Below are 15,791 nucleotides of genomic sequence, written 5' to 3'. Positions count from 1 at the left end.
GTCTGCGGCTCAACCTCAGGCTGAAATACAGAAGCAGAGTCCGCTGGATAATACATGTAATGATCTGTTATTTAACGTGTCGCCAAGCAAAAAAAAAGCAGCCATAAAGGCTGCTTTTTCAATGGTTTAAATAACCTGTTCTGATCAGAAATCCAGGTTGGATACGTTGAGTGCGTTGGTCTCAATGAAATTTCTGCGCGGTTCTACTTCGTCACCCATCAGGGTGGTGAACAGCTGATCAGCACCGATAGCATCTTCAATGGTTACCTGCAGCATGCGACGTACTTCCGGATCCATAGTGGTTTCCCACAGCTGTTCCGGGTTCATCTCACCCAGACCCTTATAGCGCTGGATGCTATGGCCACGCTTGGACAGATCCATCAGCCAGTTCAGGCCCTGCGGGAAGTCGGTGGTTTCCAGGGTGCGTTCTCCACGCTTGAAGTAAGCAGTTTCTTCCAGCAGGCCGTTCAGGGTATCGCCCAGCGCAGTCAGCGCTGCATAGTCCTTAGACTCGAAGAAAGCCTGATCGAACACATACTGACTGCTTACACCGTGCTGCAGAACTTTAACTTCCGGCAGGAAGGTACCTTCATGTTCTTTATCTTCATTGGCAGCACTGGTGTACACGTCACCGCCATCCAGCGTATCACCCAGGCCGTCACAGACCTGATCAATCCACTCAGATACCTTCTGATCGTCACGCATGTCAGCCAGCTCCAGACGCGGCGTATACACCATCTGGCGCAGGATCTGCTCAGGATATACACGGGACAGGCGGGCAATCATGCGGTCGACGTTGCGGTACTGGGAAACGATTTCTTCCAGTGCGGTACCGGAAATACCCGGTGCGTCGGCGTTAACGTGCATGGAAGCACCGTCCAGCGCGCCTTGCAGCAGGTAGTTATCCAGTGCGTCGTCGTCCTTAAGGTACTGTTCCTGCTTACCTTTTTTGATCTTATACAGCGGCGGCTGAGCAATATACACATGGCCGCGCTCGATGATTTCAGGCATCTGACGGAAGAAGAAGGTCAGCAGCAGGGTACGGATGTGCGAACCATCCACGTCGGCATCGGTCATGATAATGATCTGATGATAACGCAGCTTATCGGCGCTGAATTCTTCCCGGCCAATACCGGTACCCAGCGCAGTAATCAGGGTACCCACTTCCGCGGAAGTCAGCATCTTGTCAAAGCGGGCCTTCTCCACGTTAAGGATCTTACCCTTCAGCGGCAGAATGGCCTGAGTTTTACGGTTACGACCCTGCTTGGCTGATCCGCCAGCGGAGTCACCCTCCACCAGGTAAATTTCAGACAGTGCCGGGTCTTTTTCCTGGCAGTCCGCCAGCTTACCGGGCAGGCCGGCGATATCCAGCGCACCTTTACGGCGAGTCATTTCACGGGCTTTACGCGCCGCTTCACGGGCCCGGGCCGCATCAATCATCTTGGTAACCACGGCCTTGGCGTCCTGCGGGTTTTCCTGCAGGAAGTCGTTCAGCAGTTCATACATGGCCTGCTCAACGGCGGTTTTAACCTCGGATGAAACCAGCTTGTCCTTAGTCTGAGAAGAGAACTTAGGATCAGGCACTTTAACCGAGATAATGGCCGTCAGGCCTTCCCGGCAGTCATCACCGGTGGTGCTGGTTTTGCCGGTCTTGTTCAGTTTTTCGCTTTCAATGTAGGTGTTCAGACCACGGGTCAGAGCCGTACGGAAGCCTGACAGGTGAGTACCACCATCACGCTGTGGAATGTTGTTGGTAAAGCAGTGAATGCTTTCCTGGAAACTGTCATTCCACTGCATGGCCACTTCCACGCCCACGCCGTTTTCATGGGTGGTATTGAAGTGGAACATTTTGTTGATCGGTGATTTGTTGGAGTTCAGGAACTCAACAAACGAGCTCAGACCACCTTCATAGGCAAACAGTTCTTCATCGCCGCTGCGCTCATCAATCAGACGGATAGCAACACCCGAGTTCAGGAACGACAGCTCACGCAAACGCTTGGCCAGCAGGTCAAACTTGAATTCAATATTCTTGAAAGTGTCTTCAGACGGCCAGAAACGGCACAGGGTACCGGATGTTTCAGTCTGACCAACCACTTTCAGCGGTTCTTCCGGCTCACCGTGGTGATAGGTTTGCTCATGCACGTCACCGTTACGGCGGATGGTCAGCTTCAGCTTAGAGGAGAGGGCGTTTACAACGGATACACCCACCCCGTGCAGACCACCGGATACCTTGTAGGAGTTATCATCAAACTTACCGCCGGCGTGCAGCACGGTCATGATAACTTCAGCGGCAGATACACCTTCTTCTTCGTGGATATCTGTCGGAATACCCCGGCCGTTATCCGACACACTGACACTCTCATCAGCGTGGATAATGACCTTGATCTCACTACAGTAGCCGGCCAGCGCCTCATCGATGGAGTTATCCACGATTTCAAATACCATGTGGTGCAGACCGCTACCGTCGTCGGTATCGCCGATATACATACCCGGGCGCTTGCGAACCGCATCAAGGCCTTTTAAGACCTTAATACTGGAAGAATCGTAATCCTGATTTTCGCCGCTCATAAACTCTCCTGATGCTGGGTGACTAATTCACCCTGGTGTATCTCATGGAAACTCACCTGAGTCTCCTGAGACCAAAAATCACTCAGTGACGTTTTATCCACACAGGTGATAAAACACTGATTACTGGTTTTTTCTAAATAGCTACAAAACAACCGGCTGTGCTGATCGTCCAGTTCGGACGGTAAATCATCTATCAGATAGACACAGGCACGGCTGTTGAGCTTATAAAATAATGCACCCTGTGCCAGCTTTAAGGCGCTGACAACAATCTTCTTCTGGCCCCGGGAAAGCCGTTCTGCTGCATTATGTCCGTCGGCCTTAACCCTCAGGTCAGCCCGCTGCGGTCCGGCACTGGTAAAACCCTGCTTGCGGTCCCGCTCTAAGTTATCTGCCAGCACTGCATCCAGACCGCGTTTCTGATCCCAGCCGCAGCTAAATCCCAGCTCTATTTCGAGGTTTGGCAGCAGGCCTGCAAGTACCTGATCGAACTCAGGTTTCAGCAGCGCCAGATAGTCTTCCCTCAGGCTGTTCAGCTGCTCAGAATAGGTGACTAACTCACGGTCCCAAATCTGGCGCATTGAGGGATCGATTTTACCATATTTCAGCAAAGAATTACGCTGTTTTAAGACTCTTTTAAAGCCTCTCCACAGACGAATAAACAACGGATCAGTATGAAACACACCCCAGTCGATAAATGCCCGCCGGATTGCCGGGCTGCCTTCAAGAATCTGGAAGGTTTCTGAGTTAATTACCTGAATCGGTAACAGCTCTGCCAGGGTGGTTAAATCAATGTCTGCACCGGCATAACGCATCCTGCTGACGCCTTCCAAGCTGCGTTCCACCCCTAATGGCTGAGACGTTCCGGTGGCCATCGCATCCACTTCAGCAAACACCAGGCATTGCTCAGTACCACTGCTGATCAGATGACGCAGTTTATTGGTCCGGAATGAACGGGTCAGACCCAGTATATGAATCGCTTCCAGCAAGCTGCTTTTTCCGCTGCCATTGGCACCGTGGATAATATTGATATGTGCAGAAGGGGTGAATCTGATGTCAGCGAGGTTGCGTACCTGCTGCACCCTGAGAGTGGTTAAGGGCATAGGCGCGAGGGGCAGGTGATCTCAGACATAAAAGAAAGGACTGGCGGTCGCCGGCACAAAACTGCGCCGGCGGCCGTCAGGAATTACATACGCATTGGCATAACAACGAACAGGGAACCGCCGTCGTCCAGGCCTTCAACCAGCGCACTGCTGTTAGAATCGGACAGCGTGAAACGAACCACTTCAGAGTTCACAATCGACAGAACATCCAGCAGGTAGTTAACGTTAAAGCCGATTTCCAGGCTGTCGCCATCGTAATCCACTGCAACGGTTTCTTCCGCTTCTTCCTGTTCCGGGTTGTTCGCCATAACCTGCAGGTAACCACTGGTCAGAGACAGGCGCACACCACGGTATTTTTCGTTCGACAGAATCGCGATACGGCTGAATACCTGACGCAGTTCCTGACGGGTACCCAACATGAACTTGTCGCCACCCTGAGGGATAACGCGCTGATAATCCGGGAACTTGCCGTCAACCAGTTTGGAAGTGAAGGTAAAATCACCGGCATGGGCACGGATGTGATTAGCACCCACAACCAGACGCACTTCTTCATCACCACCCTGTAACAGACGGGCCAGTTCCAGAATACCTTTACGGGGTACGATGAACTGATGCTGTGAGGTGCTGTTGGTTTCAACGTCAGTCACGCTGGTCGCCAGACGGTGACCATCGGTGGATACCGCACGCAGGGTATTGTCGTTTACTTCCAGCAACATACCGTTCAGGTAGTAACGGACATCCTGCTGCGCCATGGAGAAACCGGTCTGATCAATCAGATGGCGAACCTGGCTCTGAGATACCGTCAGTTCAAATGCTTCCGGGCTGTCTTCCACATTCGGGAACTCAGCAGCGGGCAGGGTAGACAGTGTAAAGCGGCTGCGGCCAGCCTTAATTACCATCTTCTGACCAGTCAGCGTCAGTTCGATAATGGCACTGTCCGGCAGTGACTTACAGATGTCCATCAGCTTACGGGCCGGAACGGTAATAGAACCTGCTTCAGCCGGCTCTTCCAGCTCAACCCGGCCAACCAGTTCCACTTCCAGGTCAGTACCTGTCATCGACAACTGGTTGCCTTCGGCGACCAACAGAATGTTTGAAAGCACTGGCAACGTCTGACGACGTTCAACTACACCGGCAACCAGTTGCAATGGCTTGATCAGCGCTTCTCTAGAAATAACAAACTTCATGTTTTCCTACCCTTCATTAATCAGAGACCTTGCACGTTGTAGTGAGCAAAGGTCGCAATCTGCAAACTACGCCGTTAAGTGACGTAACAGGTTCTGATAATCCTCTCTTATATCCGTATCGCTCTCGCGCAATTCTGCCACCTTGCGGCAACCATGCAAAATGGTTGTATGATCACGTCCGCCGAAGGCATCACCAATCTCAGGCAGGCTGTGATTGGTCAACTCTTTGGACAGACTCATTGCCACCTGGCGGGGTCTTGCAACTGAGCGGCTGCGACGTTTGGACAGCAGGTCAGACACCTTTATCTTATAGTACTCGGCAACCACGCGTTGGATGTTATCTATACTAACCTGTTTGTCTTGCAATGCCAGCAAGTCTTTCAGGGATTCTTTAATAAACGGCGTGGTAATGGCGTTGCCGGTGAAATGTGCGTTAGCGATGACCCGTTTCAGGGCTCCCTCAAGCTCACGCACATTGGAACGAATCTTTTGCGCCAGGAAGAATGCGGCATCGTCCGGCAGACGAACCTGCGCTTCTTCGGCTTTCTTCATCAGAATGGCCACCCGGGTTTCCAGCTCCGGCGGCTCAATCGCAACGGTTAATCCCCAGCCAAAGCGGGATTTAAGCCGTTCTTCAACACCGTTAATTTCTTTCGGATAACGGTCGCTGGTCAGAATCATCTGCTGACCACCTTCTAACAGGGCATTGAAGGTATGGAAAAACTCTTCCTGTGAACGCTCTTTGCCGGCGAAGAACTGAATATCATCGATCAGCAGGGCATCTACAGAGCGGTAATAACGCTTAAAGTCGTTAATAGCATTGAGCTGCAATGCCTTAACCATATCGGCAACAAAACGCTCAGAATGCAGATAGACAATTTTAGCATTCGGGTTACGTTGCAGCATTTCCATGCCAACGGCGTGCATCAGGTGGGTTTTACCCAGGCCCACACCACCATATATAAACAGTGGGTTATAAGAACCGCCCGGATTATCTGCCACCTGCTGGGCTGCAGCCAGTGCAAGCTGGTTTGATTTACCCTGTACAAATGAATTGAAGGTAAAGGCTTGGTTGAGGTTTGACTGATGACGTACGCCGCCTTCCACTTCAACCACCCGGTTGGCTTTTGGTGCCGGCGCGGCAGGCGCTGCAGCAACAATTTCTTCAACACTCGGGGCTTCAGTAAACGGCTTGGCTTCAACAAAAGTAGTTTGTGGCTCAACTGCACCAAAACCGTCGTTATCAACATCTATAGCTAACTGGGTCGGCGCATTTTCCGGTGGCAAGACTTCAACCGGCTGACGCGGCGGCGGAGCCGGACGGCTCGGTGCAACCGGCGCGACTGATTCGGCAAACTGTGCCATCGGTGCCGGCGTCGGGCGAACCGGGCGCTGTACCTGCGGTGCCGCCGGGCGTTGCCGGAAGCCTGCAGTACTGCGGGCTGCAATATCAATGCTGACCTTACCGCTGATATCTCCGGACACCGCATTAACAATCTCGCGGATACGGCCCAGATATTTATCATTCACCCAGTCTTTAACAAACCGGTTCGGTGCCAGCAGCACCAGCTCACCGGTAGCCTCGGGAGACGCTTTTAAAGGACGGATCCAGGTATTGTATTGTTGTGCGGGGAACTCCTGCTGAAGACTCTGTAAGCACTGTTCCCATAACTCAACGGACATATATCAACCTTGCACGGCGAAGCGGCCTTTGCGACACAGACATTTCTTAATTGTCGCGACAATAAATAATCAGCCGATAATACCTGTTCTGAACCGGCTTATCCACAGTTAGATGAGGCTGTTACTAATTCTTTTTACAGCACGGTTTTCAAGCAATTAAACTGTCTGAAACTGATTGTTTTTTAAACAACCTGCCTGTAAATCAGACTATACAGAGCTTAAGAACAGTTAATATTCAGACTTACAAACATGCCAATATTTTAAAAAATAAGCATTTTATTTAGTTATACACAGATTTATAGGTTTTGAGCTCAGCATTTATACCGACAAAAACAGGACTTATGCCCAACAGTGAATAACCTTCCAGCCTGCGCCATCCGTGGCATTAATTAAGATTTTTCTCAAAAAAGTGATTGAAAACCGTACAGCATTTCACTAGAATTCGGCGTCTATTTTTGACTCGTGGGATTCAGCAACCTTACTGATACCACCACACTGTACGTTAGTAGGATCGAAACCATGAAAAGAACTTTTCAACCTAGCAATCTTAAGCGCGCTCGTACTCACGGCTTCCGTGCACGTATGGCTACTAAAAACGGTCGTGCGGTAATCAACCGTCGTCGTGCTAAAGGCCGTAAGCGTCTGGCTGCTTAATATTTGCCTGTTAGGCTCACTGAATGAATGAATTCAGCTATCCCCGCCGCGTGAGACTCCTTACCGGCGGGGATTTTAAACAGGTATTCAACCGAGCCAGCCTCAAGATCTCAGATCAACATCTGCTGATCCTAGCCTGCCCTAACGACCTCGGCCATTCACGTGTCGGTTTCGTCTTCTCCAAAAAAAATATCCGTTTAGCTGTCAATCGTAACCGCGTTCGGCGTATCATTCGCGAGTCTTTTCGGCTTGAACAGCAGCAACTTCCCAACGTCGATATCGTCATTTTGGCGCGTAAAGGCCTGGGGGATATGGAAAATAAGCAGGTTCATAAGCTTATTAAGCGCAGCTGGTCTCGCCTGATTAAGAAAGCTAAGCCCCAATCCCAATCTAAATAACGATAATGGTCCAACAACCATGGATGTACAGCGCGTATTATTGATTGCAGCACTCGGCATTATTTCCTATATGTTGGTCTTGCAATGGAATCAGGATTACAGCCAGCCACCTGCTACGGTCGCTCAGGCTGAAACTGTATCCGCTTATGACTCAACAGCTCCTGTCAGTGAACTGCCGCAGGAAACTGCCAGCGGTTCCGATGTACCAGGTGTAACCCCGGCGACAGCCGCTGCCAAAAAGAGCCAGCTGATCTCAGTAAAAACTGATGTTCTGGAAATTCTGATCGACCCTAAGGGTGGCGACATCATTCAGGTAGCACTGCCTGAATTTAAAGCCGCACTGGGTTCTGACCAGCCATTCATTCTGCTCGAGCAAAGTGCTAACCGCACCTATGTGTCCCAGAGTGGTCTGGTTGGCCTGAACGGTCCGGATGCCAGCAGCGAAGGCCGCCCGACTTATACCAGCAGCACCAGCAGCTACACACTGGAAGGCAACGAACTGAATGTTGACCTGTCGTTCACCACTGCCAAAGGCGTTGTGATCACCAAGCGCTATGAGTTCCAGCGCGGCAGCTACGATATCGGTCTGGACATGGTCGTTGATAACAAGACTGCTGATCCGTGGCAGGCAAAGCTGTTTGGTCAGATCAAACGTGACGCCAGCCCTGACCCGACATCTACCACTGATATGGGCATGCAGTCCTTCCTGGGCGGTGTCTTCTCTACAACAGAAGATAACTACCAGACCTACTCGTTCGACGATATGCGGGACGCCAGCTTCAAGAGCTCCAGCCAGGACGGTTGGGTAGCAATGAGCCAGCACTACTTCCTGAGTGCATGGATTCCTGCACCGGGTGCTGAATACAGCTACAGTTCACGGACTGCCAATGACAAGTTCATCGTCGGCTTTATTTCTCCGGAATTCAACGTACCTGCTGGCCAGAACAAGACAGTAAGCGCCCACTTCTATGCGGGTCCGAAGATTACTGAAAAGCTGGAAGAAGCAGCTCCGGATCTGCAGCTGACTATCGACTACGGCATCCTGTACTGGATCGCCAGCCCACTTGAGTGGCTGCTGAAAGCGATTTACGGCCTGGTAGGCAACTGGGGTCTGGCGATCATCGGTGTCACCATTGTTGTGAAAGCTGCACTGTTCCAGGTGAACGCCAAAGCATTTAAGTCTATGGCGAAGATGCGTAAATTTGGCCCTGAAATGGCCCGTCTGAAAGAACTTCACGGTGATGACCGTCAGAAGATGTCTCAGGCCATGATGGAACTGTACAAGAAAGAGAAGATCAACCCGCTGGGTGGCTGTCTGCCAATTCTGGCACAGATGCCAATCTTCATCGCACTGTACTGGGTACTGCTTGAATCCGTTGAACTGCGTCAGGCGCCGTTCATGCTGTGGATTCACGACTTGTCGGTAATGGACCCGTACTTTGTACTGCCAATCCTGATGGGTGCAACCATGTTCATCCAGCAGCTGCTGAACCCAACACCTCCGGACCCAATGCAGGCCAAGATCATGAAGATGCTGCCAATTGTCTTCACTATCTTCTTCCTGTGGTTCCCGGCAGGTCTGGTACTGTACTGGCTGGTGAACAACGTACTGTCGATTGCCCAGCAGTATGTGATCAACAAGCAGATCGAAGGTGACGGCGGCAACGCCAAGAAAGCCTGATCACCCCGATCTGAATAAAAAAGGCCTCCTGTGAGGCCTTTTTTACGTTTACCCGCGGTTGACTCCGCCTGCAGCGCTGGGGAAGATAACCCGCATCAGCGCTTAACTAACACAGCATACCGGATATCAGCATGACCCTTATCGATCAAGATACTATTGCCGCACAAGCCACACCGCCGGGACGGGGCGGGGTAGGGATCGTCCGGGTATCCGGCAAACTGGCCAAACCCATTGCCAAAGCAGTATTAGGCACAGAACCGGCTCCCCGTTATGCCCACTACGGCCCGTTTTACGACGCCGATAATAATCAGATTGATCAGGGCATCGGTATCTACTTCCCGGGACCAAACTCCTTCACCGGTGAAGATGTGCTGGAACTGCAGGGCCACGGCGGACCGGTCATTATCGACTTTATCCTCCGCCGGGTACTGGAACTGGGTGCCCGGCTGGCTAACCCCGGTGAGTTCTCAGAGCGAGCATTCCTCAACGACAAGCTCGACCTGGCCCAGGCAGAAGCCATTGCGGACCTGATCGACTCCAGCTCAGAACAGGCTGCCCGCTGTGCCCTGCGCTCCCTCCAGGGAATGTTCTCGGAACGCATACACACTCTGGTTGAGAGCCTCACCCAGCTGCGTATTTACGTGGAAGCCGCCATTGATTTCCCGGAAGAAGAAATTGATTTTCTGGGAGACGGTAAGGTCGCCAGTGATCTGGAAGCCATTATTCTGCAACTCACCAACGTGATGCAGGAAGCCCAGCAGGGCAGCCTGATCCGCGAAGGTATGAACGTGGTTATTGCCGGCCGGCCAAACGCCGGTAAATCCAGCCTGCTGAACGCTCTGGCCGGTAAGGACAGCGCCATCGTTACCGACATCGCCGGCACCACCCGTGACGTCCTCCGCGAACATATCCACATCGACGGGATGCCCCTGCACATCATCGATACCGCCGGCCTGCGGGATGCACCGGACGAAGTGGAACGAATCGGCATCAGCCGCGCCTGGGAAGAAATCCATAAAGCCGACCGGATTCTGCTGATGGTAGACGGCACCACCACCGCCACGGATGATCCGGAACAGATCTGGCCTGAATTCGTTCATAACCTGGAAGATCAGAGCAAAATCACGGTTATTCGCAACAAATGCGACCTGACCTCCGAGGCAATCGGCATTGGTGAACACCACGGCCACACGCTGATTTCCCTCTCTGCCAAGGCCAATATCGGCGTCGATACCCTGCGTCAGCACCTCAAAGACTGTATGGGCTATGCCGCTACCACCGAAGGCGGCTTTCTGGCCCGGCGCCGTCATGTGGAAGCCCTCAGCAAAGCCCAGAGCCTGTTACTCACTGGCCAGGAACAATTAGTATTTGGCGGAGCAGGGGAGCTACTGGCAGAGGACCTGCGCCAGGCTCAGCAACACCTCAGCGAAATTACCGGTGCCTTCAGTTCAGATGACCTGCTGGGCCGGATCTTCAGCTCCTTCTGTATCGGTAAGTAACCATGTCCGCGCCGGACTTCAGCCCTGAACTGCTCAGCCACCTGGCCGGTGCGGCGCAGTTTGAAGCCGGTCAGGCACTGCAACACACTGTGCAGGACTGGCTGGAGCATCCGGATCTCATCACTGGGCTTGTTTCAGACCCGTACACCCATACCTGCCACAGTGTTCAGCTACGCTGGCCACGCCAGCAGCTGGAAGGCAGCTGTGACTGCCCGGTATCGGAAGGTTTCGAATTCTGCCAGCACTGCGTCGCCCTGGCCCTCAGCGTTCAGCAGAGCCGGAATACAAGCGCCGGAACAACCACAGCAGAGCAGGGGACGGTTCTCAGCTATCTGGCCGGGTTGCCGAAGCATCAGCTGATTCGCCAACTGCAACAGCTGACCGCGAACGACCCAAAGCTTGAACGCCAGCTGATCCGCCAGGCACAGATCGCGCGAGGCTCGGTGGATATTGCAGGCCTTCGTAAACAGATCACCCAGGCGCTGCCATACCGGAAACTCAGCCAGCGGCAGAAAATCCGCAGCTACTTTGAACACGCCTGCAATGAACTGACAGATCTGAACAGCTGCCTCGACGCCTTACCTGCAGAAGCGGCCTTCAAACTATGTGAATACACACTTGAACGGCTCAACCAGGTACTCATGCGCTTTGATCCTCAGGGGTATCAGCACCCCTGTGCGGAACTCAGCTGCAGGCAATACACCCGGCAACTGTTACGGCAAAACTGGCCGGCTGAACAGCTGGCCACGTTTGTACTGGAACAGCTGAATCAGCCCAGAGAAATATATCCTGACCCTCTCAGCATACTGACGCCCGACAACGGTCTTGAATCCCTGATCACTAAGGCCCGTCAGCGCTGGCAAAATCAGCCCGCCAATCGCCAGTTATCTGAACTGCTGAACAGCTACGCCACCGAATACGGCGACCATGATTTACTGGCTGAATTACTGAGCCACTCATCAGCTCCGGCGGATACCGACACCCTGCTGCAATTTATCCGCACACAACTTGAACAGCTGAAAACATCTGCCACAAACCACACAGCGGACGCGCAGGAAGCCATCTGCCAGCAGCTTCAATCAATGTTTGATAGTCTGTCCCGGCAATCTCCGGATGCCCGCCAACTCAGACAACAGCAACAGTTAGAGGCAGAGTTTGCCGCTCTTCAGGGACAAGAAAAAGAATCAGCAGAACTGTACTGGCAGATATTCACCCAGCAGAAGAACCCGGACAGCTACCTGAACTATCAGCAGGCTAACACCGCACAGGGCATCAGCCCGCAACAGTCACAGCAGACAGCCGAAAAATACCTGTTGGAATGCGCCAAACACAGCAGCCGGGCAGGGCATCAGGCGCTGGCCCGCAGCCATGAGCACCTGTTTGAGTTTTACCTCGCCAGTGACCAGCTGCACAAAGCCCGAATCATTGCTGATCAGCTAACCCTGAGCCCGGCACACCTCGAAGCATTGGCGCTGCAGTTACTCAGCACAGCGCCCCAACACAGCCAGCAATATTACCGGCGCATATTAACCACACTGCTGCAGGAAGCCTCTGAGCAGGCTTATACCTACATCGCAGAGCTATTACAGCAAATCCCGGAATACGCTGCGGAGCATCCCCAGTGTCAGGCAGCGGCCAGTCAGCTACTCCGGGAACTGCTCGGCGAATTACGCCAACAGCATCAGCACAAGCGTCAGTTCATGCGCATACTGGCAACGCATTTTCCCACCTGACTGACCGCCTGCACGCTGTCGGATCAACTGCAGACCAGCAAACTCACTCTGAGCCTGATAACCGTTTTTTCACCCTCACCATTCTCATTTCAGCAGAGCTACAGATCAAAATCCTTTTAATAAATAGATAAAATAATATCTATTTACTATAGTATTTTATCTATAATGGATAAAATCATATCCATTACTGTATTTAAAATGTTTGATCTTAACCTCCTGACAGCCAGTGATATTCAGCAACAGCTAGCCGGCTATCTGCAGCAACGACGTAAACAGTTAAAGCTGTCCCGGGCGGCACTGGCTGAGCGCAGTACCGTTCCGGCCCCGACCATCAAACATTTTGAAACCTCCGGGCAAATCTCATTACGGCAGTTCCTGTTAATCTGGCAATGCGTAGATGATTTACAGAATCTGGCAGCACTGACCGCATCCTCAGAGCCAACTTCTACGCCGGCAAACTTCGCAAGTGAGCTAAGCAAATGACGCAGCAAACCATCGAGGTATGGCGACAACTCACAGACGGCAGCCGGATCAGACTGGGAACGCTGGGGGAAAATCATCACAGCCTGCTGTTTCAGTACCACGAAGACTGCCTGAACAGCCCGCTGAATCCGTCGCCCTTTATCCTGCCATTTGATGACCGGATTCACCGCTTCAGTAAACAGGCCCCTGACGCCATGCCAGGCTTGTTTACCGACAGCCTCAGCCAGCACTGGGGGCTTCGGCCACTGATGGATTTTTTCCGCAGCGGGCAGCAAAGCACGGTCAGCCCAACCGGTTGTCATAACTTGCTGCAAACCACAGAAGCAGATCTGATTGGCTCGCTGCTCTATCAGTCAGATAACGGTGAAATCCACGCTGCATCAGCCTCAACGGATTACTACGGGCAACTTGCTGCCAGTCATCATCTGTCCGATCACGTACAGTCTCTAATCAGCAGCGACAACCACATCCACGGTATGCCCTGGCAGGCTCAGGTATACATCGACCCGTTAATACCGGACCAGCTGCACAGTGACAATGCCGCCCATCTGGAGCCCTGGGTGTTACAGTTTGGCCATCCCAAAAATCCGCTGGGTCAGGAACAGGGGCTGGCAGATGCAGCCTATCTGCAAATGGCCAGGCTTGCCGGTATTGATATCCCCGAATGGCAACTGATTACCCCTCCGGCGCAGTCAAAAGCAGCTCCCTGGCTTGCTTACCGACGGCCAGACTATGTGCAGGGGCAGGGCCGGCAACATATCCAGCGTCTCTCATCACTGCTGAACAATCCGTGGTGGCAGCCGGGTATCGGTTACGAACAGCTGATCAGGGCCAGCCAGTTGCTTTGTCAGCGTCCGGCCACCGGCCGGGATATGTTTAACCGGGCAGTATTCAATCTGCTCAGCTGTAACCGCGACGACCACAGCAAGCACTGGAGCTTTGTTCAGGATGATAGCGGACAGTGGCGGCCGGCCCCCATGTACAGTGCCGGCTTCAGACCCGCCGGTAACCGGCAGCATGAAATGCCTTTTAACGGAGCAACCTCACAACCTGACCGGCGCAGCATGCAACAACTGGCATCACTGGCCAATTTCAGCCACTGGCATCAGGCCCGTCAGGTAATCGAAGAGACACTGGATGCCCTGCAAAACTGGGAAATCTTCGCCAGTCAGCTGGATATTCACCGGGATACCCAGCGAAATGTACGGCGGGAACTGGATGAGTGTTATCAGCAAAACCGCCATCTTTTACAAAAATAGCTATATTAATCAGCCAGATAGATAACTAATAAAGAACTAACCCCAAGATTAGTTACATCTTTATAACAACTTATTCACAGCCTTTTGTGGATTATGTGAGTAAGATATAAAAACAAAAATGCTTATATCAAAAGTTATTAACAACTGCCAGTCTCTATGCCGGATGCCTGTTTTGTGTATTCAGCAGAGCGCAGACGTGCTTTGATTAAAAAATCAGCAAAAATAAGTGATTAGCGATTTAATCCAACAGGAATTCAGTGTTTAACGACACCTTTACCACATGTTATGCACAGCTATCTGTGAATTAAGTGCATAACATTAAAAATAACCGATTTAGCGAGCCAATACTTATGAACATCAGCTGCCCGCACTGTAACGTCACCAACCGTATTCCGGAGGAACGTCTGGAAGACAAACCCAATTGCGGAAAATGTAAACAGCCAATCTTCAGCGGCAAACCCGTCGACCTGACCGCTGCCAATTACAGCAAACAGGTATTGCAGAACGATTTACCGGTTCTGGTGGACTGCTGGGCAAGCTGGTGCGGCCCCTGTCAGCAATTCGCGCCGATCTTTGACCAGGCCGCCAAAACCTTTGAACCCCGGTTACGGCTGGTGAAACTGGACACCGAAGCGGAACAGAACATTGCAGCTCAGCTGCAGATCCGTTCTATTCCTACCCTGATACTGTTTAAAAACGGTAAAGAAGCCGCACGGATGAGTGGCGCGATGCCACTGGGCCAGCTGCAGCAATGGCTGCGCCAGCAGGGCATTGAGGTATAAACAGAAAGTACTGACAGGCACAGCCGTGCCTGTCGGTCAGATAATCAGAAAATGGCCACGGCAACACCACTGAACACATAACTGTGGGTACCGCCGTTCTGAGCTTCCAACTTCTTCCAGTTAGCAGTGGCCTGCCACTGAGGGTTGGATTCATTGGAATTATAAAAGAAGGTCTTACCGGCCTCGTAGGCCACTAGAATATTGTGCATACCACTGAAGTTGTCTTCACTGGGTTTGGCGCCGCTGTGCATCGTATAACTGCAATTATAAAAGACCGCTTCATCCAGAGCAATGCTCCCTTTCACCGCCTCCTGCACCAGCAGATTGAAAATATCATTCATGCCGCTACGCATCATCCCGTTGACCATCGAGATCGCTTTACTCTTCTGGCCTTCATCACACAGCAGCTTTGCTTTCACACCAGGCCAGCGTTGCTTTATCTGACTGACAATCAGCCGGGGATCACTGTTTTTATCATCTGCCAGTGGCTTGGTAACTGCGCAGGTATCACTGAACTGAATACTCGGCCAGAGATCATCCTCAGCAAAGGTGGCAGTCAGGGCAGTCTGCTTAATCTCATTGATTGCGATTGTCGTACAGTGCGCTGCACATGAATTTCCATTCTGTTCCGGTAAACGTTTGGTTGGCACGGGTTAACTCCATTCACTGATTACAGATACTAAAAAAGCTGTGAAAAAACATACATGTTTCTTCACAGCTTTTTTAACAGTAGCTAAAACTTCAGTGAAACGCACAGCCATCAC

The 15,791-nt window shown here is 52.0% G+C and carries 13 protein-coding genes; 8 read left to right on the top strand and 5 right to left on the bottom strand.

Translation table 11 applies throughout. From position 1 onward, the window contains the following. Positions 1-144 precede the first annotated feature (144 nt). From gyrB to dnaA, 4 genes are all read right to left on the bottom strand, one after another. Positions 145-2,568 (bottom strand): DNA topoisomerase (ATP-hydrolyzing) subunit B, encoded by a 2,424-nt coding sequence (gyrB, locus tag JYB63_RS07370; protein ID WP_205657203.1) that lies wholly within the window; start codon positions 2,566-2,568, stop codon positions 145-147. Continuing rightward, positions 2,565-3,668 (bottom strand): DNA replication/repair protein RecF, encoded by a 1,104-nt coding sequence (gene recF / locus JYB63_RS07365; RefSeq protein ID WP_205657202.1) that lies wholly within the window; start codon positions 3,666-3,668, stop codon positions 2,565-2,567. The genes gyrB and recF overlap by 4 nt, the downstream gene beginning before the upstream one ends. 83 nt (positions 3,669-3,751) lie before the next feature. Then, complete coding sequence (gene dnaN / locus JYB63_RS07360) at positions 3,752-4,855, bottom strand: DNA polymerase III subunit beta (RefSeq protein WP_205657201.1); 1,104 nt, start codon at positions 4,853-4,855, stop codon at positions 3,752-3,754. 66 nt (positions 4,856-4,921) lie between these two features. Then, positions 4,922-6,538: a chromosomal replication initiator protein DnaA gene (gene dnaA / locus JYB63_RS07355; RefSeq protein ID WP_205657200.1), complete on the bottom strand. Its 1,617-nt coding sequence runs from the start codon at positions 6,536-6,538 to the stop codon at positions 4,922-4,924. Between the two features lie 519 nt (positions 6,539-7,057). On the opposite strand from dnaA, the gene rpmH reads away from it, so the two are divergent. The 8 genes from rpmH (at position 7,058) to trxC (ending at position 15,027) form a co-directional block, all read left to right on the top strand. Then, positions 7,058-7,192, top strand: coding sequence for a 50S ribosomal protein L34 (rpmH, locus tag JYB63_RS07350; RefSeq protein WP_205657199.1), 135 nt, complete (start codon positions 7,058-7,060; stop codon positions 7,190-7,192). A gap of 23 nt (positions 7,193-7,215) precedes the next feature. Then, on the top strand, positions 7,216-7,590 hold the full coding sequence (gene rnpA / locus JYB63_RS07345; protein ID WP_205657198.1) for a ribonuclease P protein component: 375 nt from the start codon (positions 7,216-7,218) through the stop codon (positions 7,588-7,590). 19 nt (positions 7,591-7,609) lie between these two features. Continuing rightward, the gene (yidC, locus tag JYB63_RS07340) at positions 7,610-9,271 is read left to right on the top strand and encodes a membrane protein insertase YidC (protein WP_205657197.1); all 1,662 of its coding nucleotides are present in this window, start codon (positions 7,610-7,612) and stop codon (positions 9,269-9,271) included. Between the two features lie 131 nt (positions 9,272-9,402). After that, the gene (gene mnmE, locus JYB63_RS07335; RefSeq protein WP_205657196.1) at positions 9,403-10,770 is read left to right on the top strand and encodes a tRNA uridine-5-carboxymethylaminomethyl(34) synthesis GTPase MnmE; all 1,368 of its coding nucleotides are present in this window, start codon (positions 9,403-9,405) and stop codon (positions 10,768-10,770) included. 2 nt (positions 10,771-10,772) lie between these two features. Next, positions 10,773-12,503, top strand: coding sequence for an SWIM zinc finger family protein (locus JYB63_RS07330; RefSeq protein ID WP_205657195.1), 1,731 nt, complete (start codon positions 10,773-10,775; stop codon positions 12,501-12,503). 198 nt (positions 12,504-12,701) lie between these two features. Continuing rightward, the gene (locus tag JYB63_RS07325; RefSeq protein WP_205657194.1) at positions 12,702-12,986 is read left to right on the top strand and encodes a helix-turn-helix domain-containing protein; all 285 of its coding nucleotides are present in this window, start codon (positions 12,702-12,704) and stop codon (positions 12,984-12,986) included. After that, positions 12,983-14,245 (top strand): type II toxin-antitoxin system HipA family toxin, encoded by a 1,263-nt coding sequence (locus tag JYB63_RS07320; protein ID WP_205657193.1) that lies wholly within the window; start codon positions 12,983-12,985, stop codon positions 14,243-14,245. The genes JYB63_RS07325 and JYB63_RS07320 overlap by 4 nt, the downstream gene beginning before the upstream one ends. A gap of 350 nt (positions 14,246-14,595) precedes the next feature. Then, a complete protein-coding gene (gene trxC, locus JYB63_RS07315; protein WP_205657192.1) occupies positions 14,596-15,027 on the top strand; it encodes a thioredoxin TrxC in 432 nt (143 codons plus the stop codon). Between the two features lie 44 nt (positions 15,028-15,071). Here trxC and JYB63_RS07310 read toward each other — a convergent pair whose 3' ends face one another. Beyond that, positions 15,072-15,677: a hypothetical protein gene (locus JYB63_RS07310; RefSeq protein WP_205657191.1), complete on the bottom strand. Its 606-nt coding sequence runs from the start codon at positions 15,675-15,677 to the stop codon at positions 15,072-15,074. Between the last annotated feature and the right edge of the window lie 114 nt (positions 15,678-15,791).

The organism is Aliamphritea spongicola (assembly GCF_017051665.1).
In the GTDB taxonomy this organism is placed as follows: Bacteria; Pseudomonadota; Gammaproteobacteria; order Pseudomonadales; family Balneatricaceae; genus Amphritea; species Amphritea spongicola.
Note: the sequence above shows the minus strand (reverse complement) of the source record. Positions and strands in the feature narration are given on the sequence as shown.